Source organism: Nocardia sp. NPDC003482, assembly GCF_053588115.1.
The window spans coordinates 65,159-87,594 of the sequence record NZ_JBSFPI010000027.1; the positions used below are offsets into that span (position 1 = coordinate 65,159).

Sequence of the window (22,436 nt, forward strand, 5' to 3'; positions counted from 1 at the left end):
AGGTGACGTGGTGGGATTTCCACCCGAGGTGACACAGCGACTGGTGAGTACGCCCGAGCAGATGGCGGCCGCGTGGGTGGGTGGGCCGCCGGACGAGCGGGCGATCGTGATCGCGCCCTACGATGCGCGGTGGCCGGAGCTGTTCGCCGGGCAGGCGGAGGTGATCGGGCGGGCGGTGCCGGGGTGGATCGCGATCGAGCATGTGGGCAGTACGGCGGTGCCCGGGCTGGCGGCGAAACCGATCATCGACATCGACCTCATCGTGCCCGATTCAGGCGACGAGGCCGCGTACCTCCCCGGCCTCGAACGGGCCGGATTCCGGCTGGTGCTGCGGGAACCCGAGTGGCATCAGCATCGCATGCTCACCCACGGTGAACCCGCGGTCAATCTGCACGTGTTCGGCGTCGGAGCCGCCGAGCACCTCCGACACCTGATCTTCCGGGACTGGCTGCGCGCCCACCCGCGGGACCGGGAGCGGTACGAGCGAGCCAAGCGCGCCTTGGCAACCCGCACGGCCGCCACACCGGGCGACTACAACCTGGCGAAGAATCCGATCATCGACGAGATCTACGCCCGCGCGTTCGCGGCTGTCGAGGGTCGGTGATCAGACACTCGCGACGGCCGTCAGTTCGCGCGGAATGAGCGTGATGAGGGCCCGCCCCCGCCCGGCGCGCTCTTTCGGGAGGGTGGCGCCGAGGTACTTGGCGCGGATCCGGTCGGTCCACACGTTGTCCGTGTCGGGGGCGACGGTGGCGTCGCCGATCACACGGATCTGCTTGTTCGGCCGCTCCCCGTCCGCACGCAACGCCGACTCCACATCGATGACGAGCCCCACACGCGGATTGCGCATGATGCGGTTCAGGTGTGGGCGGCCCACATAACTGGTCAGGTGGAACGTGCCCGCGGCCCACACGAACCACAACGGGGTGACGTGGGGATAGCCCTCGGCGTCGACGGTCGCCATGCGGGCGAGGGCGTCCGAGGACAGGAGTTGCTCGATCTCGGGATCGTGGAGTCGGCGCATGGCGGTCAGCGCAGCGGGAAGCCTTGGGCGGCAAGGTGTTCGCGGAGGCGGTGGCGGCCTTTGAGGGCGGCGGTGGAGCCGAGGCGGGTGAGGACGCGGTCGATCCAGGAGTGGGGGAGGTTCTGTTCGGCGTAGAAGTCTGCCAGGCGGGTTTCGTAGCGGGCGGCGTATTCGGTCTGGCCGGCGGCGTCGTAGGTTTCATGGTGCAGGACCGCCTCCTGGGGCAGGCGCGGCTTGACGCGGGTGTCCTCGGTGGGGTCGGGGGTGCCGACGACCAGCCCGACGACCGGGAAAACGCCTGGGGGCAAAGCCAATTCGGCCGCGACCTCGGCGTGGTTGTTGCGGATCGCGCCGATGTAGACCGTGCCCAGTCCCAGGGACTCCGCCGCGACGACCGCGTTCTGCGCGGCCAGCGCCGCGTCCAGGAACGCCACGTAACTCGACTCCAGATAGTCCGCCCCGTCGAGCGGCACGCCCCGCTCGGCCGCCAGGCCCCGCGCCCGCGCGAGATCCGCCGTCCACACCAGCAGCACCGGGGCCTGGCGGATGTGGTCCTGGTCGCCCGCGAGCTCCGCCAGCCGGGCCTTGCGGCGCGTATTGCGCACGGCCACAACGCTCCACGCCTGGAGATTCGACGACGTCGGCGCGGACTGCGCCGCCGACACCAGCACCCGCAGCACCGCGTCGGGCACCGGATCGGGGCGGTAGCGCCGCACCGACCGATGCTCGTGCAGCACCTCCAGCACCGGATTCCAGGCCGCCGGTTCGACCGATTCCGCGGCGCCGTAGCGGCGGGCCACCGCCCGAGCGGGCGAGGAGACGATTCCAGTCATGGCGGCCATTCTCGCCGCCGGACCGGCGCGGGTCAGGGGTTGCCCGCGGCGCGAGTCGAATTCGGCACACCGGACACCGCGCCCGGCGCGAAAGTGAGCACGCGCACAGCAGTCCGCGTCGCGAATACCCGATTCCCCCTGCGCGTTTCGGACGTTCGCGCAGGTCACACCGTGCTTCCGCGACCACATCGGCGGCAGGTAAAGAAAAGTAGAAGGTGAGTTCGCGTGCGACTTACCGTTGCTGACATGCGTAACAGTCGGTTACACCTGCTGCTCGCACCAGCGCGGAAGGAAGGGCGACGATGACCACCGACACCTCGGACCGGACGGCCACACCGTTCTCCGCGCCGCTCGCGGACGTGCGCGTGCTCTCCGAGCGCATGGTCGCACAGGTCCTCGACCCCGGCTCGGCGGACAGTGCCGAACTCACCCAGGCGTGCCTGCGGCTCGTCGTGGCCATGCTCGAGGGAACCGACGTCCCGGGCCGCACCCGCGAACTCGACGAGGCCGCCGCCGGGTGGGCGCGAGACGGCTTGCCGCTCAACCAGATCCACCACGCCGTGCACGAAGGATTCCGGCTCGGACTCGACCTCGCGCGCCCCGACCACGGCATCATCGAGGGCACACGGCGGGTCGTGGAGATCCTCGGCTCGATCACCACGACGGTGTCCGCGGCCTATCTGCGCGAGCTGCGCGCGATCCTCGACGAACAACACACCGCCGTGCACACCGTCGCCTCCGCGCTGCTCACCGGGCGCGTCACCAGTTCGCTACCCCGCGAATACGGGATTCGCATCGCGTCGCGCTACGCCGTGCTCGCGCTGCACATCCCGCACGACGACCACGCCCCCGACGACGAACACCTCGCGCGGATCCGGCTGCGCCGGGTGCGCCTCGCGGTGAGCAACGCCTGCGACGCGGTGCTCCCGCTGCTCGACGGCGACGGCGGCACCCTGCTCGTCCCCGCCGACAGCATCGACCTGGATCGGCTGCTCGCCGCCCTGTCGACCGCGGCGCGAATCCCGTTGACCGCCACCGTCGTCGACGCCGACACCGACGACATCCCCGACGCCGCCCAGCAGGCGCACCGCCTGCTCGAGGTCGTGCGGCGCGCGAAGTCCCGGCCCGGCCTCTACCGCTTCGACGATCTGGCCCTGGAGTTCCAGCTCACTCTCCCCGGCCCCGGCCGCGAACATCTCAGCCGGCTCCTCGACCCCCTCGACGACCACCCCGAACTGCTCGCCACCCTGCACCACCACATCGACAACAACCTCAACCGCCAGCGCACCGCCCGCATCCTGCACCTGCACCCCAACAGCGTCGACAACCGCCTCAAACGCATCGCCACCCTCACCGGCTGCGACCCCACCCACACCACCGGGCTGTGGTATCTGCGGGCGGCGCTGGTGACCCGCGACCACAAGGCGGGCGCGGAGCAGCGGATCGCGCGTTCGCTTGCGGCGCAAGGAGATCCGGTGGAGTGAGGCACGGCTCCGGGACGCGCGGCGGCGGCGCGCGGCGCGCGGGGATCGCGGCGGGTTAGATTGAGCGCTGCACGCTCGCATCCGCTGTCCCCGAGGGAGATCCGTGACCACGACCGACCGGCCGCGCTCGGCGCTGACGGCCTGGCTGCTGGAGGGCGCCGAGCAGGATCGGCACTCGCATCATCCGGGGCCGATGGCCAAGTCCGCGCACACGACCCACCAGCGGTCGTGGTGGCAGGTGATGTGCCTGACCGGCGTGGACTACTTCTCCACCCTCGGCTACCAGCCGGGGATCGCGGCGCTGGCGGCCGGGGTGCTCTCGCCGATGGCGACGCTGGTGCTGGTCGCGTTGACCCTGCTGGGGGCGCTGCCGGTGTATCGGCGGGTGGCGGCCGAATCCCCGCACGGCGGTGGCTCGCTCGCGATGTTCGCCGAGGTGTTGCCGCGGTGGACGGGCAAGCTGTTCATCCTGGTGCTGCTCGGCTTCGCGGCGACGGATTTCGTGATCACCATGACGTTGTCGGCGGCCGACGGCGCGGCGCACATCGTGGAGAACCCGTTCGTGCCCGAGGCGCTGCGCTCGCACGCGGTGGCGATCACGCTGGTGTTGCTGGCGCTGCTGGCCGCGATCTTCCTCAAGGGGTTCGCCGAGGCCATCGGGATCGCGGTGGTGCTGGTCGGCAGCTATCTGGCGTTGAATCTGGTGGTCGCGGTCGTGGGCCTGTACCAGGTGGCGACCGCGCGGGAGCGGGTGGTGGACTGGTCGCACGCGCTGACCACCGAACACGGCAGCGTCGTCGCGATGATCGGCATCTCGCTGCTGGTGTTCCCGAAACTCGCGCTCGGGTTGTCCGGTTTCGAGACCGGGGTGGCGGTGATGCCGCAGATCAAGAGCGCGCCCGGCGAGACCGAGGACGCGCCGCGCACCCGCATCCTCGGCGCCCGCAAACTGCTCACCACCGCGGCGCTGATCATGAGCGGCTTCCTGCTGGTCACCAGCTTCATCACCGTCGTGCTCATCCCGGAGAAGGACTTCGAATCCGGCGGCCCCGCCAACGGGCGCGCGCTGGCGTATCTCGCGCACACGTATCTGGGCAGCGGATTCGGCACCGTCTACGACGTGTCCACCATCGCGATCCTCTGGTTCGCCGGGGCCTCGGCGATGGCCGGTCTGCTGAATCTGGTGCCCCGCTACCTGCCCCGGTACGGGATGGCTCCGGAATGGGCACGGGCCACGCGCCCGCTGGTGCTGGTGTTCGCGCTCGTCGCGTTCGGGATCACCTGGTACTTCGACGCCGACGTCGACAAGCAGGGCGGCGCCTACGCCACCGGGGTGCTGGTGCTGATCACCTCGGCGGCGGTCGCGGTGACGATGTCGGCGGCCCGGCGCGGACAACGCGGGCGCGTCCTCGGATTCGGCGCTGTCGCAGCGGTTTTCGTGTACACGACGGTCGCCAATGTCTTCGAGCGGCCCGAGGGGGTACAGCTGGCGTCGCTGTTCATCGTGTCGATCGTCGTGGTGTCGTTCGCGTCGCGGGCGCGGCGGGCGTTCGAGCTGCGCGCGGTGGAGGTGCGGTTCGACGACAAGGCGGCGTGGCTGATCGACCGGATCGCCGCCAGCGGCACCATCCGCATCGTCACCCACGACGTCGAACACACCCGCGACCGGATCCCCGAGGACTACCGCGACAAGGAAGCCGCGCAGCGCGTCGAGAGCCACATCCCGGCCAAGGATCCGATCCTGTTCCTCGAGGTGGTCGTCAAGGACGCCTCGGAGTTCTCCAGCGACCTACGCGTCACCGCCGTCGAACTGGACTCCTACAAGATCCTGTCGGTGGAGGCGGCCGCGGTGCCCAATTCGATCGCCGCGATCCTGCTCGCCATCCGCGACCGCACCGGACTCGAACCGCACGTGTATTTCGAATGGACCGAAGGCAACCCGATCGTCAACCTGCTGCGGTTCCTGTTCATCGGCGAAGGCGAGGTGGCCCCGGTGACCCGGGAAATCCTCCGCCGAGCCGTACCCGACCCGCACCAGCGGCCGCACGTCCACGTCGACTCGTGATTCGAGGGGTGCGAGGGGTGCGAATCCCCCTGCGGCACAACGACTCTCAGCGCGTCGGCCAGCCGGAGTCGCTGAGGATGGTGGCGGCCTGCTCGGCCTGGCGGACACCGGATTCGTAGGCGGGGGCCAGGGCCGCGGGGTTGAACAGGTCGGGGCCGAATGCGGCGATGGACATGGTGTCGGGCACGATCGAGACCGCGGTGGCGCCGCCGAGGTCGCCGTCGGAGGGCAGGTGGCCGAACAGGTGGGCCAGCGGCTCGATGATCACCACCAGCTCCGCGCCCGCCGCGAGATGGGCGTTGATGGGTGAGCCGATCCCACCGTCCATGTAGTGGGTCGCGCCGATCGGGATCGACGGGAACACCCCCGGCACCGCCGTGCTCGCCGCGACCGCCTCCGGCAGCGACACCCCGTCGGCGGCGGTGAAACCGCGCAACTCACCGCTGGCCGTGTCGACCGCGGTCACGATCAACTCCCGCGCGGGCCACATCGTCGCGCCGACCAGCTTCTCCATCCGCGCCACATGCTCGGCGGGCGAGTCCACCAGCGGTTCCCGCGCGGCGAGTTCGGCCACCTTGCGTCGCGCCGCCGCCAGATCCAGGCCCGGCTCCCGCAGCGGGGCCAGCACGTCGAGGTTCACCCGTTGCGCGGGCCGCGGCTCGGCCGTGGGCGCGGGCGGGGTGAGGATCTGGGTGAGGTCCCCGCCATTGGCGAGCACGGCCGCCACGATCGCCCCCGCCGAGGTCCCCACGAGCCGCTCCGCCGCACCGAGATGCACCCCGTAGCCCGGGAGCGCGGCGGCCAGCCCTGCCAGCCACGACAAACCGACCGGGCCCCCTCCCCCCAGTACGAGCGCGGTCCGAGAAGAGTTGGGCGACACAGGCTCCGACATGCCCCCTACCCTACCGATCGGTGCCGTCGCCACGTCCGGCGGCCGGGCGCGCCGATCCGGTTTCCGTGCAGATCACTCACCCCGCCCGCCGCGGCTGGGAGATGTGCGCGTCGCTCAGCGGCCCTGCCACACCGGCGGCCGCTTCTGCGCGAACGCCAGCACCCCCTCCGTCGCGTCGCGCGACGACAGGGCGGTCGCCGCGACCTCGCCCTGACGGGTGAACCCCTCGGCCGTGGACCAATCGGGGCTGGCGTCGACGATGCGTTTACTGGCCGCGATGCTCAAGGGAGCGTTCACGGCGATCCGCTCGGCCAGTTCCAGAGCGGCGTCCAGCGCCTTGCCCGGATCGACGACCGCGTTGACCAGCCCCAGTTCGGCGGCCCGGGCGGCCGGGATCGGGTCGCCGGTCAACGCCAGCTCCATCGCCAAGGCGCGCGGCAGACGCTGCGCCAGGCGCAGCACACCGCCGCCGACGGCGACCAGTCCGCGTTTGACCTCCGGCAGCCCGAACGTCGAATCACGCGCGGCGACAACGAGATCCGCGGCCAACGCCAGTTCGCAACCACCCGCCAGGGCCGGACCCGCCACCGCGGCGATGAGCGGCTTCTCCGGCGGCCGGGCGGTCACACCGAGCGGGCCGCGGCCCTCGGTCATGGGCATCTCGCCGCGGGCGGCGGCCTTGAGATCCATTCCGGCGCTGAAGAATCCGCCCGCGCCGGTGAGGATCGCGACCCGCGCGGCGTCGTCGGCCTCGTAGGCGTCCAGGGCGCGTTCGAGGGCGACGGCGGTGGCGAGATCGATCGCGTTGCGGACCCGCGGGCGGTTCACAGTGATGATCGTGACGTGGCCGCGGCGCTCGACCAGGACGGGCGGTTCCGGCGGGGCGGGCAGCGGCACCCGCCGGTCGCCCTCGACGCGGATCGCGTCCCCGTCGAGGGCGACCTCGAGGCCGAGCAGGTCGCGCTCCAAGGCGGCGGCGACGGTGTCGGAGTCGGTGCTGCGCACCAGGATTCGCTCACCCGCGGAACCGATCAGGCTGAACACCGCCGCCTCGGGAACGCCGTCGCGCGTGTAGGGGACGGTGTAGGCCTCCACGACGGCGCGGCCGGTGACGGTCGAGCGGGCCGGGCGGGCGGGCGGATGGTCGATGATCGGGGTCAGATGCCGGTAGGGTCGCCGCGGCGGGCGGGTGGAGTAGACGCCGAGCGCGTGTTTGGTGACGTACCAGCCGAGCGAGGTGGACAGGCCGTAACTGCCGGGATCCTCGCGCAACTTCCGGACCAGGGTCGCGACGGCGTGGCCGCCGTAGTTGTTGCCGGGGCCGCCGCCGAAGGTCAGCCCGCCGGTCACCGACAGCGGGCGGTCCGGATCGTCCAGGGGCAGACCGAGTTCGCGGGCGGCGATCTGCACCGCGACCGGGAAGCACGCGTACAGGTCGACGTGCGCGAGGTCGCCGGGCTCGATGCCGGTGTGGGCGAGCGCCGCCGCGCCCAGGGTGCGGATGGCCGGGGACGCGGCGAGTTCGGCGCGTTCGCTGGTGAACCACTCGTCGTGGCCGGAGGCGCCCGCGTGCAGGAACACCCAGCGGTCCTGCGGGATGCCCGCGGCCTGGGCGGCGGCCGCGCTGCACACCACGATGCCGCTGGCCATGTCGACGGTCAGGTTGGCGCACTCGAGTTTGGTGTAGGGAGTGGAGACCATGCGGTTGTCGGCCGATACCGCCGCGATCCGCTCCGGGGTGAATTCCTCGGGCTGCCACGCGTATTCGTTGCTCGCGGCGACCCGGGACAGGCGCGACCACAGGGCGGCGACGGCGGCGGCGTGCTCCCCGGCGTCGCGGCCGAGGCGATGGCGGTTGGCCGACTCCATCAACGCGTACATATTGATGGGGGCGATCAGCCCGGCGGCGGTCTCGGCGGCGTTGTTGGCCGGTTTGTCGATGCCGACCGTGCGGGTCGGGGAGATCGCGGAATCCTGTGTCGGCCAGGTCAATTCGTGGCCCTCGCGCTGGGCGGCGGACTGGGTGGCGCCCGCCTCGGCGCCGGTGACCAGGACGATCTCGTAGTCGCCCGCGGCGATGGCGGCGGCGGCCTCGTTGATGACGAGCTGGCCGCCGTCGCCGCCGAACGTGCTCGACTGGACGGTGTCGACGCCGCCCGCGCCGACTCGCGCGGCCACCTCCGCGCCCAGGTCGCGGTACTGCCACGACGCGCAGGCCACCGCGAACACGGCATCCGCGCCGCGCAGCAGCGACTCGCCCGGCCCCGCGTCGTCGGCGGCGCGGCGCAGCGCCCGGGCGGCGAGTTCGGCCGGATCGGCGGCGAACTCGGGGGTACGGCCCACGTACTGACCCACCCCCACCAGGACGGGGGTGCGCGGATCGAGATCCTCCCCGGAGGCGTCGTGCCGGACCGGGGCCTGCGCCACGCGGGCGCGCAGCGGGCCCGCCGCGGCGACGGCCTCGGGCAGTTTCGCCAGCGACGCGGTCATCGCCTCGCCCAGGCTGCGGGTGACCGAGCCGCCGAGCGGGCCGTCCACGGGCGGGCCGCCGATACCGGCGTCGAAGGACACCAGGGTCTCGGAACCGGTGGCGGACACGGTGATCCAGTACCCGAGCCGTACCTGTTGCGGGGCTCGGCCGCGCAGTTCGAAGCGGTGGCCCTCGACGGCGGCCACGCGCCATTCGATGTCGACGGGCAGGCCCATCACCAGCGCCTGCTGGACGAATTCCAGGCCCGGCCGGACCGGGCCCGGGGATCGCCCGCGCCAGCCGGTGTGGGCGGTGAACCACTCGCCGAGGCGATCGAGGTCGCTCAGGTAGGCCCACACGGTGTCGAGGTCGGCGGCGAGAGACTGCTCGGCGTGGGCGGTGCGGCTGAATTCGGCCAGGCCCGCCGGGGCCTCGACGCTCGCGACCGGCGCGGGCTGGGGCTGGTCCGCGCCGCCGATCAGGCCCCGCACCAGATCTCCGGCGATGCGTGGATCCTTGCGCACGGCGTCCAGGAGCGCGCCCGTGGCGCGAATCCCCTTGCGCGCGGCGCGAATACGATCGAAACCCGGCACAGCCGACACGATTCCACCTCCACCTCGAATGTGAGACCATTAGATGTCCAATAGTCTCACCCCGTCAAGGGGTGCCGCGAAGGGAGCCGCCGCGTGACCAGACCCGGTGCGCCGCTGCCCAATCTGTTGCGCCGCGCCGCGGGCCGCGCCTTCGCGGGCGCCCGCCCCGCCACCGGCGACACCGACGCCGCCATCCTCGACGCCGCCGTCACCGTCCTCGCCCGCCGCGGCACCCGCGCCGCCACCATGGCCGAGGTCGCCGCCGCCGCGGGCGTCGGCCGCGCCACGGTCTTCCGCCGCTTCTCCGGCAAGGACGAGTTGTTCGAACGCGCCCTCACCCGCGAGATCACCGCCCTGCTCGACGCCCTCGCCGCCCGCCTGGCCACCATCGACGACCCCGCCGAACAGGTCGCCGCGGGCTTCGCCCTCTGCCTCGGCCTGCACCGCCACCCCCTCCTCGCCGCCGAGGCCACCCACCGCGGCGAACTCCTGCACGCCCTCACCCACGGCCCGCACGCCCCCATCACCCTCGCCCACGCCCGCGTCACCGCCCACATCTCCCGCGCCCAGGCCGAACACCAACTCCCCCCGGGCAACCCCTCCGCCCAAGCCGACGCCCTCATCCACATCACCCTCGGCTACCTCCTCACCCCCAGCCTCACCGTCGACCTCACCGACCCCCACGCCGTCGAATACCTGGCCCACGTCGCCATCGCCCCGATCCTCACCGGCCCACCCCCATAACCCCTTTACGACCTCCCCGCCGACGAACCCAGCCGCACCCCTTATTTGGATCCGCACCCGTTACATAGCCCTGCAACGGGTGCGGATTCGAATAAAGGGTGCGGCTGGGTTGCCGGGCCTGGGGTCAGAGGGGGATGCCGAGGAGGGCGTCGGCGGCGTTCTTGACGAGGGTGGGGGCGGTGGGGTCGGGGCCGCCGTAGGTGAGGGATTGGTGGGCCCAGTTGTCCAGGGCGGCAAGGGCTTTGGGGGTGTCGAGGTCGTCGGCGAGGTGGTGGCGCAGGCGGGCGAGGGTGTCGCCGGCGGGGAGGGCGGTGGGGAGGGCGGCGGCTCGGCGCCAGTGGGCGAGGCGGGACTCGGCCTCGGCGAGGACCGTGGCGTTCCACTCGCGGTCCTGGCGGTAGTGGCCGGAGAACAGGCCCAGGCGGATGGCGGCGGGGTCGGTGCCCGCCGCGCGGAGGGTGGAGACGAGGACCAGATTGCCCCGGGACTTGGACATCTTCTCGCCGTCGAGGGCGATCAGGCCCGCGTGGACGTAGTGGCGGGCGAAGCGGCGATGCGCGACGACGGCCTCGGCGTGGGCGGCGGAGTACTCGTGGTGGGGATAGATCAGGTCGCTGCCGCCGCCCTGGATGTCGAATTCGGGGCCGATGCGGTTCAAAGCGATTGCGGCGCACTCGATGTGCCAACCGGGACGGCCGGGACCGAAGGGCGCGGGCCACGACGGCTCGCCGGGGCGGGCCGCGCGCCACAGCAGTGCGTCGAGGGGATCGCGTTTGCCGGGACGGTCGGGGTCGCCGCCGCGCTCGGCGAACAGCCGTTCCATGGTGGCGCGGTCGTAGCCGGACTCGTAGCCGAACTGTTCTGTCGCGTCGTGGCGGAAGTAGATGTCGGGATACTCGTCGGCGCGCACCACATACGCCGCCCCGGAGGCCAGCAGCTTGTCGACCAGCTCCACGACCTCGTTCACCGATTCGACCGCGCCCACGTAATCGCGCGGGGCCAGCACCCGCAACGCGGCCATGTCCTCACGGAACAACGCGATCTCCCGCGCCCCCAGATCCCGCCAGTCCACCCCGTCGCGCGCCGCCCGCTCGAACAGCGGATCGTCGACATCGGTGACGTTCTGCACGTAGTGCACCCGATGCCCGGCGTCGCGCAACACCCGATTGACCAGATCGAAGGTCAGATACGTCGCCGCGTGCCCGAGATGGGTGGCGTCATAGGGGGTGATGCCGCACACATACATCGTGGCGACCGCGCCGGGCGTGACCGGACGCACCTGCCGGTCGGCGGTGTCGAACAACCGCAACGGCGGTCCGGATCCGGGGACGGTCGGGACGGCGATATCGGACCAGGACTGCATGATTCGAGGGTAAAGGTCAGATCGAGACGCCGCCGCGCCGACCCCGCCCGACCCCCGCGCCGACCACCCCGGCGATATGGCACGACCTGCCGATTCGCAGTCGATGCCGGAAGTCAACCGTTGCAATCCCCGCGCACCGATACCCCGAGGCGATCGCGCGGCGCCCGGCCGCTCAGAACGCGGGCCACGGGATCGGCCGCGCGCTCACCGGCAACGGCATCACCGGGTCGTCGAGCAGCCGCCGCCCGCGCCGCCCGAGCGCCTCGATCTCCGCGTCGGTCAGATGCTCGGCCAGATCGTCGCCGACCTCCCCGGGAAGGGTCTTGACGAATTCCGCGACATCGGCAAGGAGCTCCTCGGCCACCGGCTCCCCCGCCCACCCCCACAGCACCGTGCGCAATTTCGGCTCACTGTGCAAACAGATCCCGTGATCGACCCCGTACACGCCGCCGTCGGCGCCCTCGAGCGCGTGCCCGCCCTTGCGATCGGCGTTGTTGAGCAACACGTCCAGCACCGCCATACGGCGCAGCCGCGGATCGTCGGCGTGCACCAGCGCCACTTCCGCACCCGACCCGTCCACGGCCCGCAGCACCTCGCGGAACCCGTCCGGAACCGCGCCCACCGGAACCAGATCCACCAGATCCAGCCGCGCCGGATCCGCCGAATCCACCGACTCGACCCAGCGCTGCACCATCCCCGCCCCCAGCGGTCCGTCGCGCAGGATCGTCTCCGGGATCACCGCCCAGCCCAGCGCCCGCGACACCAGATACGACGCCACCTCCCGCCCGGCCAGGGTGCCGTCGGGGAAGTCCCACAGCGGCCGCTCCCCGCGCACCGGCTTGTACACCACCCGCTCGCCGCCGTCGCCGACCTCGCAGACCAGAGTCAGATTGCTGGCGGTGGTGATTCGTCCGATCACCGACAGCTCTCCGGTGTGGAACGGGTCGCCGTCGGCGCTCACCGGATCATTCCTCCTCGAGATCGGCCGCGCCGAAGATGTCGCCGCGCTTGTAGCCGTTGGTGCGCACGCACATGTGCCCCTTCACCGACAGCGGCTCCCCGCACAGCGGACACGGCGGCCGCCCGGCCGCGATCACCTTCGCCGAGCGCAACGCGAACTCGCGCGCCTGGATCGGGGTCAGGAACACCCGCACCGCGTCGGGGCCCTCCTCGGTGTCGTCGAGCACCACCGACTCGTCGACCTCGGTCTCGGTGATCGCCAGCAGCTCGACCACCACCGCCCCGGCGTCCGCGTCCCAGCCCAAACCCATTGTGCCGACCCGGAATTCGGCGTCTATCGGGGTTTTCAGCGGCGCGGTGTCGGACACCTCCTCGGCCTGCGGGGGCACCGGCGCGCCGAAGCGGCGCGCCACCTCGTCCAGCAACAGACCCATCCGGTCGGCCAGCACCTTCACCTGCTGCTTCTCCAGCAGCACGCTGACCACGCGGGGCTCCTCCACGGCCTGGAGATAGAAGGCGCGATCGCCTGGTTCACCGACGGTCCCGGCGACGAAACGATCGGGGGTGCGAAACACATGGATTGCTCGGGCCATCTGCACCTCCTGATACCGACTGCACTACTCACTACGCGCATCGGGGCGTTGCGCATTCCCATTATCCGTACTCGCCGCCGCGCCGACCTCTCCGCCGGGGACCGGTTCCGACGCCTTCTCCCCGTGTTGCTGCGCGATAGCGGCCAGGGCCGACAGATCGGTGCCCGTATCGTTGACCCGCCACACGAACGGGGCCGTCGGCGTGTACCGGATCACGCTGATCGAGGCCGGTTCGACCACGATCCGCTGGAAGCCGTCCAGATGGATGCCGAACGCGTCGGCCAGCACCGACTTGATCACGTCGCCGTGACTGCACGCCAGCCACAGCACGTCGCGCCCGCGCTCGGCGGCCAGCGCCCGATCCCGCGCCCGGATCGCCGCGACCGCCCGCTGCTGCACCTGCGCGAGCCCCTCACCACCGGGGAACACCGCGCCCGACGCGTGCCGCTGCACCACCTTCCACAGCGGTTCCTTCACCAACTCCTCGAGCGCGCGGCCTGTCCACTCACCGTAGTCGACCTCGACCAGCGCCTCGTCGACCTCCGGCTCGAGCCCGAGTTTCTCCGCCAGCGGCGCCACCGTGCGATGGCAGCGCAACAGCGGGGAGGCCACGACGCGCTCGATGGGCAGCGCGCCCAGCCGGGCCGCCACCGCCTGGGCCTGCTCGCGGCCGCGGTCGGTCAGATCCACCCCCGTGCTGCGCCCGGCCAGCGTGCGCGCGGTGTTGGAGGCCGACACCCCGTGCCGCAGCAGGATCACCGTCATGGCACCCAGCCTAGGCGATCATGGCAGGGGGCGTGCCGGAAGATCCTGCGGCGCGCGCAATCTGGCAGCGAACGCCACGGAAGCGCTTGCCCCGCCCGGCCGCACGCGTCGGCGGTTCGCGGGCCCATAGCCCGATCCGAACCGCTTGGGGCCCTAGGCTCTACACCCGTGACGGAAGTGCAGGCACGGTGATGGAACAGCGGACGGTCGGGCGCAGCGGGTTACGGGTGTCGCGGATCGGGCTGGCGACGCACACCTGGGGCAAGCACACCGACGCCGACGACGCGTCGGTGCAACTGGTGGCGTTCGTGGAGGCCGGGGGCACCCTGGTCGACACCTCCCCCGCCTATCACGGCGGCGGTTCGCAGCGCATCCTCGGCGGGCTGATCGGGGAGCTCGTGCCGCGCGGGGATCTGGTGCTGTCGGGTTGCGCGGGCCTGGTTCCGGTGCCCGGGGTGCTCGACCCGACCGGCACGCCCGCCGCGGAAGTGCCCTGGACCGTGGACGCCTCGCGGCGCACCCTCATGCGTCAGCTCGACCACACCCTCGCCGAACTCGGCACCGACTACCTCGACGTCTGGAGCGTCGCGGCGTGGGATCCGCACACCCCGCTCGAGGAGATCGCGACCACCCTCGAATACGCCGTCCGCTCCGGCCGCGTCCGCTACGCCGGGATGCGCGGGCACAACGCCTGGCAGCTGGCCACCCTCGCCGCCGCGGCCCCGATCACCGCCGCGTCGGTGCCGTACTCGCTGCTCGCGCGCGGACCCGAACGCGATGTCGTGCCCGCGGCCGAACACCACGGCGTCGGGCTGATCGCGACGCACGCGCTGGCCGGGGGCATCCTCACCGGCAAGTACCGCGACGGCGTGCCCGCCGATTCCCGCGGCGCGGACGAGGCGACCGCCAGCGAGATCACCGACCGGCTCGACGACCACGCCACCCGCGTGGTGGACGCCCTGGTCACCGCCGCCGACGGGCTGGGCACCTCCCCGCTGGCGGTGGCGCTGGCCTGGATCCGCGACCGGCCCGCCGTGGCGAGCCTCATCGTCGGCGCGCGCGACATCGCCCAGCTCACCGGCATTCTCGCGGCCGAGACCCTGGAACTGCCGCGCGCGATCGCCGCCGCCCTCGACGACGTCAGCCGGGGGTGACGGGCACGCCACCGGAGACGGGTCGCCGACCGGCCGCCCCGCGCACCTCTTAGGCTTGCCTCATGAGCCGTGCCGACCGAGCCCGAACCCCGCGCGAGAACCGCCCCCGCTCGGCGCCGCGAGCGCTGCTCGTGCTCCTCGCCGTCGCGCTCGTCGCCGCGGTGAGCGCGTGCGCGGACTCCGGGACCGGTACGGCGAACGGACGGGGCCCGGCGACCGCGACGCTCACCGACCCCGACCCGGTCCCCATCGGACCCGCACTCGCCCCGCGGCTCCCCGCGACCGTGCCGTCCTTCGACGGCGGGCAGGTCACCGTGACCGATGCCAGCCGCATCATCGCCGTGGACCGGTACGGGACGCTCGCGCAGACCGTGTGGGCGCTCGGGCTCGGCGACCGCCTCGTCGGCCGGGCCTCCGCGGCGACCCCGGCCATGCAGGGGGTCACCAACGTCGCGGGCGGCAACGGCAGCATCAATGTGGAAGCCGTTGCGGCGCAACGGCCCTCGGTGTTCCTCACCGACACCGTCAGCGTCACCCCGACCCTGCGCGACCAGCTGCGCGCGCTCGGCATCACCGTGGTGTTCTTCGATCCGCAGCGCAGCCTCGACGGGGTGGTGCCGCAGATCCGGGCCGTCGCCGCCGCGCTCGGCGTCCCCGACCAGGGCGAGCGGCTCGCCCGGCGCACCAGCGACGAGATCGCCGCCGCGAGCGCCGCTGTGCCGCACCAGGATCCGAAACCGCGCATCGCCTTCCTGTACCTGCGCTCGACCGCCATCACCATGATGGGCGGGCGCGGTTCGGGCGCGGACGCGCTCGTGACCGCGCTCGGCGGCGTCGACGCCGGGACCGCGGCCGGGCTCACCGAACCGTTCACGCCCATCACCAGCGAGGCCATGATCGCCGCCGCGCCCGACGCGTTCCTGGTCATGACCGACGGGCTGGCCTCCATCGGCGGCGTGGACGGGCTGGCCAAGATTCCCGGCATCGCCCAGACCCCCGCGGGGAAGAACAAGCGCGTGGTCGACATGGACGACAAGGTGCTGCTCAGCTTCGGGCCGAATACGGGCCGGGTACTGACCGCGCTCACCAAGGCCCTCTACGGCACGGCGGCATGAGCGCGACCGAGACCGAGGAAACCGGTTCCGCGCCACCGTCTTCCGAGCCCGGCCCGGCGTCTCCTCGACGCTGGTCGCGGGTGCTGGTCGTGGCCGTCGTCTCGGTCGCCGCGCTGATCCTGCTCGCCCTCGCCTCGGCCGCCATCGGCCAGGTCCCCACCACCCCGGCGGAGGTGGCGGGCAGCGTCCTGCACCGGATCGGGCTCGACTGGGGGCCGATCCCGCACCACCCCGCCGGGGAGGTGACGCTGTGGCAGGTGCGTTTCCCGCGCGTGGTGCTCGCCGTGCTCGTCGGCGGGGCCCTGGCGACCGCGGGCGCGTTGTTGCAGGGTGTGTTCGCCAACCCGCTCGCCGAACCCGGGGTGATCGGTGTGTCGGCGGGCGCGGCCGTCGGGGCGGGCATCGTGATCGTGGTGGGCGGGGCGTTCGCGGCGGCCTGGTCGGTGGCGGGCGGCGCGTTCGTCGCCGGACTGCTGACCACGCTGCTGGTGTATCTGCTGTCACGGGCCAACGGGCGCACCGAGACCGTGACGCTGGTGCTCACCGGGGTGGCGGTCAACGCGTTCGCGGGCGGGCTCATGTCGTTCCTGCTGTTCGTCGCCTCCCCCGCCGCGCGCGATCAGATCGTGTTCTGGCAGTTGGGCAGCCTCAACGGGGCGACCTGGCAGGCCGTCGGCGTGGTCGCGCCGCTGACCGCGCTCGGCGTGGCCGCCGCGGTGCTGCTCGCGCCCCGGCTCGACCTGCTGGCCCTCGGCGAGGCGGCCGCGCGGCACCTGGGCGTGGACGTGGAACGATTGCGGCGCAACGTCATCGTGATCGTGGCCGTCCTCGCCACCGCCGGGGTCGCGTTCACCGGCATCATCCTGTTCGTCGGCCTGATCGTCCCGCACGTCGTCCGGATGCTCGTCGGCCCGGCCCACCGCGTACTCATCCCCCTGTCCGCGATCTTCGGCGCGATCGTCCTCCTGGCCGCCGACATCGGCGCGCGCAGCCTCGTCCCCAACGCCGACCTCCCCCTCGGCATGCTCACCTCCCTGGTCGGCGGCCCATTCTTCTTCTGGCTGCTACGCCGCACCCGAGCACGCGCGGGAGGCTGGGCATGAGATCGGTCGCGCCCCGAAACCACTGCGCCACAACCCCAATTCACGCCGGGCCCACAGCCTCGGACGCGGCCCGTATTACAACGCATTCCACCGCGACGGCACACGCCAGCTCGACGCCCACGAAAGGGGCCTGTGCCACAGCGCTTTTCACGACGACCACGCGGGGCGGGTTGGCGGCCACGAGAGCGGGCGGGGTGCTGTTCGAGGGGACGGGCGGCGACACGCGGGACCGGGAACCGGACGACCGCTCGGTCCGGAGGGGAGCCCGATGACCACCCTGCTCACCCGCGGCCTCGATCGCCTGCTCGGCCGCGCCCACGGCGTCCCGCCGCACCCCGCGCCCGGCGAGGTCACCCTGCGCGCTCGCGCGGTCGCCGTCGATCGCGGCGGGGGCCGCCGGATCCTGACCGATGTGGACCTCGAGGTGGTCGCCGGGCAGATCCTCGCCCTCGTCGGGCCCAACGGGGCCGGGAAGTCCACGCTGCTGGCCGCGTTGGCGGGCGAACTCGAACCCGCCAGCGGCGCAATCGAACTCGACGGGCGCCCGCTGCGGGAGTGGACGCCGGTCGACATGGCCCGGCGTCGCGCGGTCCTCCCCCAGACCCATCAGGTCAGCTTCCCCTTCACCGCCCGCGAGGTCGTCGCCATGGGGCGCTCCCCCTGGGCCCGCACCCCGGCCGCCGAGCACGACGAGCGGGCGATCGCCGCGGCCCTGGCCGCGACCGATGTGGAACATCTTGCGGCGCGGCCGTTTCCGGCGCTGTCGGGCGGCGAACGCGCCCGCGTCGCCCTGGCCCGGGTACTCGCCCAGCAAACCCCCACGCTGCTGCTGGACGAACCCACCGCCGCGCTGGATCTGGGCCACCAGGAACAGGTTCTGCGCCTGGCGCGCGACCGGGCGGCCGCGGGTGCGGCGGTGGTGGTCGTGCTGCACGATCTCGGCGTGGCCGCCGCCTACGCCGACCGGGTCGCCGTCCTGCACGACGGCGGGATCGCCGCCGCCGGAACCCCGCGCGAGGTGCTGCGCACCGAGCTGCTCACCCGCGTCTACCAGCACCCCGTCGAGGTTTTCGATCATCCCGTCACCGGCGCGCAGCTGGTGCTGCCGGTTCGTCGATGACGGGTCAGTCGTCGGCGGGTTCGTCGTCCTCGTCGGGGCGGGCGTGGTCGGGCCGCCCCGGCGTGGGATCGCGATCGAGGTCGATCAGCGGATGCACCCCTGCCCCTTCGGGTGCGGCGTGGCGGCCGTGGCTGGTCTGCTGAGCATCTTCCGGGTGTGTCACGGACCCTAGGTTAACGGGGGTTGGCGCGGACCCCGGCATCGGCGTGGCGAATCCGCCCGCGCGCACGGCCTTTTCACACCTGCCGCCACCACACCCGCAACGCGCCGTTGACCGCCCACGCCGCGAACAACACCAGCGCCACCACCGGCGACCACGCGAAACCCGCGAGCACCGCGCCGCCGCCGAACCACCCCAACTCCACCGCGAACCGCCGCCACCCGTACTGCTGATGCGGCGCCTTGCCCCCGGCGGCCAGCTGCGACCACACGAGCACGAACACCGCCACCACCGCCGCGGCCGCCAGGATCCGAACCGCCAGCGCCGCATCGAGACTCAGCCCCCACGCGATCGCCGAGGCCAGCACGCCCAACTCCAGCACGAACATCAGCGCCATGTTCGCGCCCTTGACCACCGTCATCCTCACCGCCATACGAGTTTCAGCACCGCCGGTGTCAGCAGCATGCGAATCACCGTGGCGTCCAACACCAGTGCCGCGATCATGCCGTAGGCGATGTACTTCATCAGCACCAGGTCCGAGAAACCGAACGCGCCGGTCACCACGATCAGGATCGCCGCCGCCGAGGTGATCACCCCGCCGGTGTGCGCGATGCCGAACCGGATGGCCTCGGGCGGGTCGGCTCCGTTCGCGCGCGCCTCGGCCATCCGCGATTGCAGGAACACCTCGTAGTCGGTGGACAACCCGAACAGCACCGTCACGATCAGCACCAGCACCGCGAACATCAACGGCTGCGGCGTGAAGTCGAACCACCCGGCCCCGTGCCCCTCCACGAAGATCCACGTCAGCACCCCCAGCGTCGCGCCGAGCGACAGCGTGCTCATCACCACCGCCTTCACCGCCAGCACCAGCGAGCGAAACGCCGCGTACATCAACCCGATCGCCGCCGCCGCCAGAATCGCCGCCAGCAGCGGCAGCCCCCGGATCAGGCCGTGGATGGCGTCGCGTTCCAGCGCGGGCACCCCCGCCACCATCACCCGCACCCCCGGCGGTCGCGGAATCGCGCGCAGCGACGCGATGGCCGCGTCGGCGTCGCGTTTGCTGCGCAGACCGGTGGACAGCACGTTGATCCCGTCGGTGGTCGGCGCGGACGCCTCGAACGGCCCGGTCAGCCCCGGCGCGAAATTGGCCTGGAACCGGATGTCGGACAGCTGCTCCGAATTCGCGCCCACCACAACGAGTTTCAGCGGTTCGGTGCGGAACGCGGGGAACAGCGCGTCGAACCTCTCCTGCGCCACCCGGGCCGGATTGTCCCGCGCCAGATAGCGTTCGCTCAGCCCGCCGAACTCGATCTGCCGGAACGGGATCAGCAACACCAGCAGCCCCAGCACCACCGGCACGATCACCCGCGCGGGCCGCCGCATCGCGAACAACGCCAGCCGCGAGAAGAACCCGCGATCGATCTGCTCAGCGGTGCGGATGCTCGCCAGCCGCCCCCACCCCAGCAGATCGATGCGCCGCCCCACGATCGACAGCGCCGCGGGCAGCGCGGTCACCGACAGCACCGCCGCCAGCAGCACCGAGGAGATGCCGCCGTAGGGCACCGACCGCAGCACCCCGTTGGGGTAGATGAACAACGCCCCCAGACTCACCGCGATGATCATCGCCGAGAACACCACCGTGCGCCCGGCCGTGGCCACCGTGCGCGCGGTCGCCTCCTCCACGCTGCGCCCGGCCGCCAGCTCCTCCCGGAACCGGGTCACCGCGAACAGCCCGTAGTCGATCGCCAGCCCCAGACTCACCAATGTGACCACCGCCGAGGCGAACACGTTGACCTGGATGTGCCCGGTCAGCAGCCGCATGATGCCCTGACTGCCCAGGATCGTCATCCCGCCGATGAGCACCGGCAGCGCCGCGGCCACCACCCCGCCGAACACGAAGTACAGCAGCACCGCCACGATCGGCAACGCGATCAGCTCCGCGCGGTGGATGTCGTGCTGCATACCGATATTGATGCCCTCGACCACCGGTTGCAGGCCCGCCAGCTCCACCGTCGTGCCGCCGGGTCCGCCCCCGGGCCGCCCCGCGCCGATGTCGTTCTCGATGGCGAGGTAGTTGTTCACCGATTCGGTGTCCGCGCCGCGCAATCCGATGCTGGCGAAGGCGTGGGTGCGCGAGGCGTCGGCGAACTGGCCCATCATCGGGCCGTCGAAGTAGCTGTCGATCTTCTGGATGCGGTCGGGATAGGTCTCGCGCAACCGTTCCAGCGCGGCGGTGATCGGGATCCGCACCGCGGGATCGTCGACCGTGGTGCCCGGTGGGGCGGTGTAGAGGACGATGACGTCGGCGTCGCGGTCGCGGCCGAAGGTGGTGTCGGCCAGTTTCGAGGCCACCACCGATTCGCTGCTCTCGTCGAACCACCCGCCCTGGGTCAGCCGCGACCCCAGATCCCGTCCGTAGAGTCCGCTCAGCCCGACCAGGATCACGAAGACCGCGAACACCGGGTAGCGGTGGCGGTGGACGAATCGGCCCCACCGCAGCGCCTGCTCCCGCATCATCGGCTCAGCCGCAGGCCGGGGTCTTGTAGTCGGCCGAGCGCAGGATGCCGCACAGGTCGGTGCGCGAGATCTTCCACCGGCCGTCGACGTCGACGAAGTGCACGATCGTCGTGCGCACATTGGTGCCGCTGCCGTCCTTGTCCAGGCGCATGGTGGCGGTCAACGTGCCGTCGTGGTTGTCGAAGACCGGATCCACCACCCCGTACACCGCGCGCGGATTGTCGTGCAGCGCCTTGTACATGTCCGGGATGGCGTCCTTGAACGCGGCCCCGTCCTCGATCAGATCGGTCCGCTCGGAGTCGGGCAGCGCCGGATCGAGGGCCCGCTTGATCTGATCGTCGAGTTGCGCGGCGGTCGGGATCGGCGGCCGGTTCGCCCGGCTCACCGCCGCGGCCTGCGACGAGGAGGTCAGCGCCGCGTAGGCCGAGGACCGCGCCGCGTCCACCGACGCCTCGTCGGCCCCTCCGCCGCAGGCCGCCGCCAAGATCGCGGGCACCGCCAGCGCCGCCGCCATGCGCACCGAACGTCGCACCATTCCCGTCCTCGCCGCGTCGAAAGTTACCGGTAGTTCTACTACAGTCTGTCACGGCGGGCGACGATCACCGCGCAGCGGCGTGGCGGAAGCGGATCGTGTTGTCCCGCAAGGTGTTTCGCGACAGCGGCCAGCGGCGTCCGGCGAACTCACCGTTCGGCACGCGCCCGGGCCCGGCGATCTTCCGGGTCGGTGGACGCCGAGTCGGCACGGCCGCGATTCGTCGGGCACGCCGGGCCGAGCGCCCGAGTCAGCGCCCGTCCAGCACGGACCCCAGCCGATGCCACAGCGCGCGCACGCCGGGCGCGCGATCGACGCCCGCCGCGACGGGAATCAGGTCACGAACCAGAGCCGTGATGCTGCGCGGATCGTCGAGGTCGATATCGGTGACCCGGGCGGTGGCGACGGCGGCCACGTCATCGGGACCGGGTACGGGAGTGGCCGGATCGGGGCGGTAGATCTCGACGGTCAGCGTGCCCGCGACCGTCCGGAACGCGAACGACCGCCCGTCCCCCGTCACGCCGAACCCGTGCGCGAACGGACCGACGGTAAGGTCCTCCAGCACGAATCCTGGCGAATGGTCCGTTCTCAACCGGAACTCCCTGCGTCGGTTGCTGGTCAGGTGTCCACGGTAACCCCGACCCCCGACAATCCGACCGCGGGTCCCTTCTGGCCGGAACGATCCCGGAACGACCCCGGTGCACGGCCCGCCTCGGTCACCATGGTCAGATGACAACGGATGCGTGAGTGTGGCGGGTGCGAAGGAGTGCGGTGGATGCGGGGTCCCCAGGGGAACCGACCGGTCCGGCGGTGGACGGTGCTGTTGATCGTCGCGGCGCTGCTGAGCCCGGGCCTCACGGCCTGCGCGAAATCGGATAAGGACCCGGACGGCCCGGCCGCCGGAGCGCCCGCCACCGCCGCGCTCGCCCCCGCCGCCGCGACCCCGCCC

The 22,436-nt window shown here is 72.0% G+C and carries 21 protein-coding genes; 8 read left to right on the forward strand and 13 right to left on the reverse strand.

Translation table 11 applies throughout. The features are described from left to right. Window positions 1-10 precede the first annotated feature (10 nt). Window positions 11-604, forward strand: a complete 594-nt coding sequence (locus ACWDSJ_RS32375) for a GrpB family protein (protein WP_450036458.1) — start codon at window positions 11-13, stop codon at window positions 602-604. On the opposite strand, the gene ACWDSJ_RS32380 is transcribed toward ACWDSJ_RS32375, so the two are convergent. Together ACWDSJ_RS32380 and ACWDSJ_RS32385 are read right to left on the reverse strand one after the other, a co-directional pair. Then, a complete protein-coding gene (locus ACWDSJ_RS32380; RefSeq protein ID WP_450036459.1) occupies window positions 605-1,024 on the reverse strand; it encodes a pyridoxamine 5'-phosphate oxidase family protein in 420 nt (139 codons plus the stop codon). It lies immediately after the preceding gene. 5 nt (window positions 1,025-1,029) lie between these two features. Beyond that, a complete protein-coding gene (locus tag ACWDSJ_RS32385; protein WP_450036460.1) occupies window positions 1,030-1,857 on the reverse strand; it encodes an NADPH-dependent oxidoreductase in 828 nt (275 codons plus the stop codon). A gap of 302 nt (window positions 1,858-2,159) precedes the next feature. On the opposite strand from ACWDSJ_RS32385, the gene ACWDSJ_RS32390 reads away from it, so the two are divergent. Then, entirely contained in the window at window positions 2,160-3,341 is a 1,182-nt protein-coding gene (locus ACWDSJ_RS32390) for a PucR family transcriptional regulator (protein WP_450036462.1), read from the forward strand. 193 nt (window positions 3,342-3,534) lie between these two features. Next, window positions 3,535-5,406 carry an amino acid transporter gene (locus ACWDSJ_RS32395; protein WP_450036482.1) on the forward strand — a complete coding sequence of 624 codons (1,872 nt, stop codon included), beginning with the start codon at window positions 3,535-3,537 and terminating at the stop codon, window positions 5,404-5,406. A 46-nt stretch (window positions 5,407-5,452) separates the two neighbouring features. On the opposite strand, the gene ACWDSJ_RS32400 is transcribed toward ACWDSJ_RS32395, so the two are convergent. Further along, window positions 5,453-6,298 (reverse strand): patatin-like phospholipase family protein, encoded by an 846-nt coding sequence (locus ACWDSJ_RS32400; protein ID WP_387370853.1) that lies wholly within the window; start codon window positions 6,296-6,298, stop codon window positions 5,453-5,455. Between the two features lie 114 nt (window positions 6,299-6,412). Beyond that, complete coding sequence (locus tag ACWDSJ_RS32405) at window positions 6,413-9,370, reverse strand: type II toxin-antitoxin system Rv0910 family toxin (RefSeq protein ID WP_450036464.1); 2,958 nt, start codon at window positions 9,368-9,370, stop codon at window positions 6,413-6,415. A gap of 84 nt (window positions 9,371-9,454) precedes the next feature. On the opposite strand from ACWDSJ_RS32405, the gene ACWDSJ_RS32410 reads away from it, so the two are divergent. Next, window positions 9,455-10,105 (forward strand): TetR family transcriptional regulator, encoded by a 651-nt coding sequence (locus tag ACWDSJ_RS32410; RefSeq protein ID WP_450036466.1) that lies wholly within the window; start codon window positions 9,455-9,457, stop codon window positions 10,103-10,105. 124 nt (window positions 10,106-10,229) lie between these two features. Here the strand turns inward: ACWDSJ_RS32410 and mshC are convergent, their stop codons facing one another. From mshC to ACWDSJ_RS32430, 4 genes are all read right to left on the reverse strand, one after another. Then, entirely contained in the window at window positions 10,230-11,468 is a 1,239-nt protein-coding gene (mshC, locus tag ACWDSJ_RS32415) for a cysteine--1-D-myo-inosityl 2-amino-2-deoxy-alpha-D-glucopyranoside ligase (RefSeq protein WP_450036467.1), read from the reverse strand. 172 nt (window positions 11,469-11,640) lie between these two features. Continuing rightward, window positions 11,641-12,429 carry an SCO1664 family protein gene (locus tag ACWDSJ_RS32420; protein WP_450036469.1) on the reverse strand — a complete coding sequence of 263 codons (789 nt, stop codon included), beginning with the start codon at window positions 12,427-12,429 and terminating at the stop codon, window positions 11,641-11,643. Between the two features lie 4 nt (window positions 12,430-12,433). Continuing rightward, window positions 12,434-13,021 (reverse strand): DUF3090 domain-containing protein, encoded by a 588-nt coding sequence (locus tag ACWDSJ_RS32425; RefSeq protein ID WP_387357914.1) that lies wholly within the window; start codon window positions 13,019-13,021, stop codon window positions 12,434-12,436. A gap of 24 nt (window positions 13,022-13,045) precedes the next feature. Further along, entirely contained in the window at window positions 13,046-13,786 is a 741-nt protein-coding gene (locus ACWDSJ_RS32430; RefSeq protein WP_450036471.1) for a histidine phosphatase family protein, read from the reverse strand. 191 nt (window positions 13,787-13,977) lie between these two features. On the opposite strand from ACWDSJ_RS32430, the gene ACWDSJ_RS32435 reads away from it, so the two are divergent. The 4 genes from ACWDSJ_RS32435 (at window position 13,978) to ACWDSJ_RS32450 (ending at window position 18,278) form a co-directional block, all read left to right on the forward strand. After that, window positions 13,978-14,940, forward strand: a complete 963-nt coding sequence (locus ACWDSJ_RS32435; RefSeq protein ID WP_387357910.1) for an aldo/keto reductase — start codon at window positions 13,978-13,980, stop codon at window positions 14,938-14,940. A gap of 62 nt (window positions 14,941-15,002) precedes the next feature. Then, a complete protein-coding gene (locus ACWDSJ_RS32440) occupies window positions 15,003-16,055 on the forward strand; it encodes a heme/hemin ABC transporter substrate-binding protein (protein WP_450036473.1) in 1,053 nt (350 codons plus the stop codon). Then, the gene (locus tag ACWDSJ_RS32445) at window positions 16,052-17,158 is read left to right on the forward strand and encodes a FecCD family ABC transporter permease (RefSeq protein ID WP_450036475.1); all 1,107 of its coding nucleotides are present in this window, start codon (window positions 16,052-16,054) and stop codon (window positions 17,156-17,158) included. Before ACWDSJ_RS32440 ends, ACWDSJ_RS32445 begins: the two co-directional genes overlap by 4 nt. 268 nt (window positions 17,159-17,426) lie before the next feature. After that, window positions 17,427-18,278 (forward strand): heme ABC transporter ATP-binding protein, encoded by an 852-nt coding sequence (locus ACWDSJ_RS32450; protein ID WP_450036476.1) that lies wholly within the window; start codon window positions 17,427-17,429, stop codon window positions 18,276-18,278. Between the two features lie 4 nt (window positions 18,279-18,282). Here ACWDSJ_RS32450 and ACWDSJ_RS32455 read toward each other — a convergent pair whose 3' ends face one another. From ACWDSJ_RS32455 to ACWDSJ_RS32475, 5 genes are all read right to left on the reverse strand, one after another. Next, window positions 18,283-18,441 carry a hypothetical protein gene (locus ACWDSJ_RS32455; protein ID WP_387357902.1) on the reverse strand — a complete coding sequence of 53 codons (159 nt, stop codon included), beginning with the start codon at window positions 18,439-18,441 and terminating at the stop codon, window positions 18,283-18,285. Window positions 18,442-18,514: 73 nt separating this feature from the next. Beyond that, window positions 18,515-18,859 carry a DUF2568 domain-containing protein gene (locus tag ACWDSJ_RS32460; protein ID WP_450036477.1) on the reverse strand — a complete coding sequence of 115 codons (345 nt, stop codon included), beginning with the start codon at window positions 18,857-18,859 and terminating at the stop codon, window positions 18,515-18,517. Between the two features lie 2 nt (window positions 18,860-18,861). Then, window positions 18,862-20,955 carry an MMPL family transporter gene (locus ACWDSJ_RS32465; protein ID WP_450036478.1) on the reverse strand — a complete coding sequence of 698 codons (2,094 nt, stop codon included), beginning with the start codon at window positions 20,953-20,955 and terminating at the stop codon, window positions 18,862-18,864. Between the two features lie 4 nt (window positions 20,956-20,959). Next, window positions 20,960-21,490 (reverse strand): hypothetical protein, encoded by a 531-nt coding sequence (locus tag ACWDSJ_RS32470; RefSeq protein WP_450036479.1) that lies wholly within the window; start codon window positions 21,488-21,490, stop codon window positions 20,960-20,962. Window positions 21,491-21,737: 247 nt separating this feature from the next. After that, complete coding sequence (locus tag ACWDSJ_RS32475; RefSeq protein ID WP_450036480.1) at window positions 21,738-22,052, reverse strand: hypothetical protein; 315 nt, start codon at window positions 22,050-22,052, stop codon at window positions 21,738-21,740. Window positions 22,053-22,436: the final 384 nt, after the last annotated feature.

What these genes read in the sequence shown, in the direction of transcription:
- ACWDSJ_RS32380 (WP_450036459.1), bottom strand. Translation starts at nt 1,024, where the DNA reads ATGCGCCGACTCCACGATCCCGAGATCGAGCAACTCCTGTCCTCGGAC.
- ACWDSJ_RS32385 (WP_450036460.1), bottom strand. Translation starts at nt 1,857, where the DNA reads ATGACTGGAATCGTCTCCTCGCCCGCTCGGGCGGTGGCCCGCCGCTAC.
- ACWDSJ_RS32390 (WP_450036462.1), top strand. Translation starts at nt 2,160, where the DNA reads ATGACCACCGACACCTCGGACCGGACGGCCACACCGTTCTCCGCGCCG.
- ACWDSJ_RS32395 (WP_450036482.1), top strand. Translation starts at nt 3,535, where the DNA reads ATGGCCAAGTCCGCGCACACGACCCACCAGCGGTCGTGGTGGCAGGTG.
- ACWDSJ_RS32400 (WP_387370853.1), bottom strand. Translation starts at nt 6,298, where the DNA reads ATGTCGGAGCCTGTGTCGCCCAACTCTTCTCGGACCGCGCTCGTACTG.
- mshC (WP_450036467.1), bottom strand. Translation starts at nt 11,468, where the DNA reads ATGCAGTCCTGGTCCGATATCGCCGTCCCGACCGTCCCCGGATCCGGA.
- ACWDSJ_RS32425 (WP_387357914.1), bottom strand. Translation starts at nt 13,021, where the DNA reads ATGGCCCGAGCAATCCATGTGTTTCGCACCCCCGATCGTTTCGTCGCC.
- ACWDSJ_RS32430 (WP_450036471.1), bottom strand. Translation starts at nt 13,786, where the DNA reads ATGACGGTGATCCTGCTGCGGCACGGGGTGTCGGCCTCCAACACCGCG.
- ACWDSJ_RS32435 (WP_387357910.1), top strand. Translation starts at nt 13,978, where the DNA reads ATGGAACAGCGGACGGTCGGGCGCAGCGGGTTACGGGTGTCGCGGATC.
- ACWDSJ_RS32440 (WP_450036473.1), top strand. Translation starts at nt 15,003, where the DNA reads ATGAGCCGTGCCGACCGAGCCCGAACCCCGCGCGAGAACCGCCCCCGC.
- ACWDSJ_RS32445 (WP_450036475.1), top strand. Translation starts at nt 16,052, where the DNA reads ATGAGCGCGACCGAGACCGAGGAAACCGGTTCCGCGCCACCGTCTTCC.
- ACWDSJ_RS32450 (WP_450036476.1), top strand. Translation starts at nt 17,427, where the DNA reads ATGACCACCCTGCTCACCCGCGGCCTCGATCGCCTGCTCGGCCGCGCC.
- ACWDSJ_RS32460 (WP_450036477.1), bottom strand. Translation starts at nt 18,859, where the DNA reads ATGACGGTGGTCAAGGGCGCGAACATGGCGCTGATGTTCGTGCTGGAG.
- ACWDSJ_RS32465 (WP_450036478.1), bottom strand. Translation starts at nt 20,955, where the DNA reads ATGATGCGGGAGCAGGCGCTGCGGTGGGGCCGATTCGTCCACCGCCAC.
- ACWDSJ_RS32470 (WP_450036479.1), bottom strand. Translation starts at nt 21,490, where the DNA reads ATGGTGCGACGTTCGGTGCGCATGGCGGCGGCGCTGGCGGTGCCCGCG.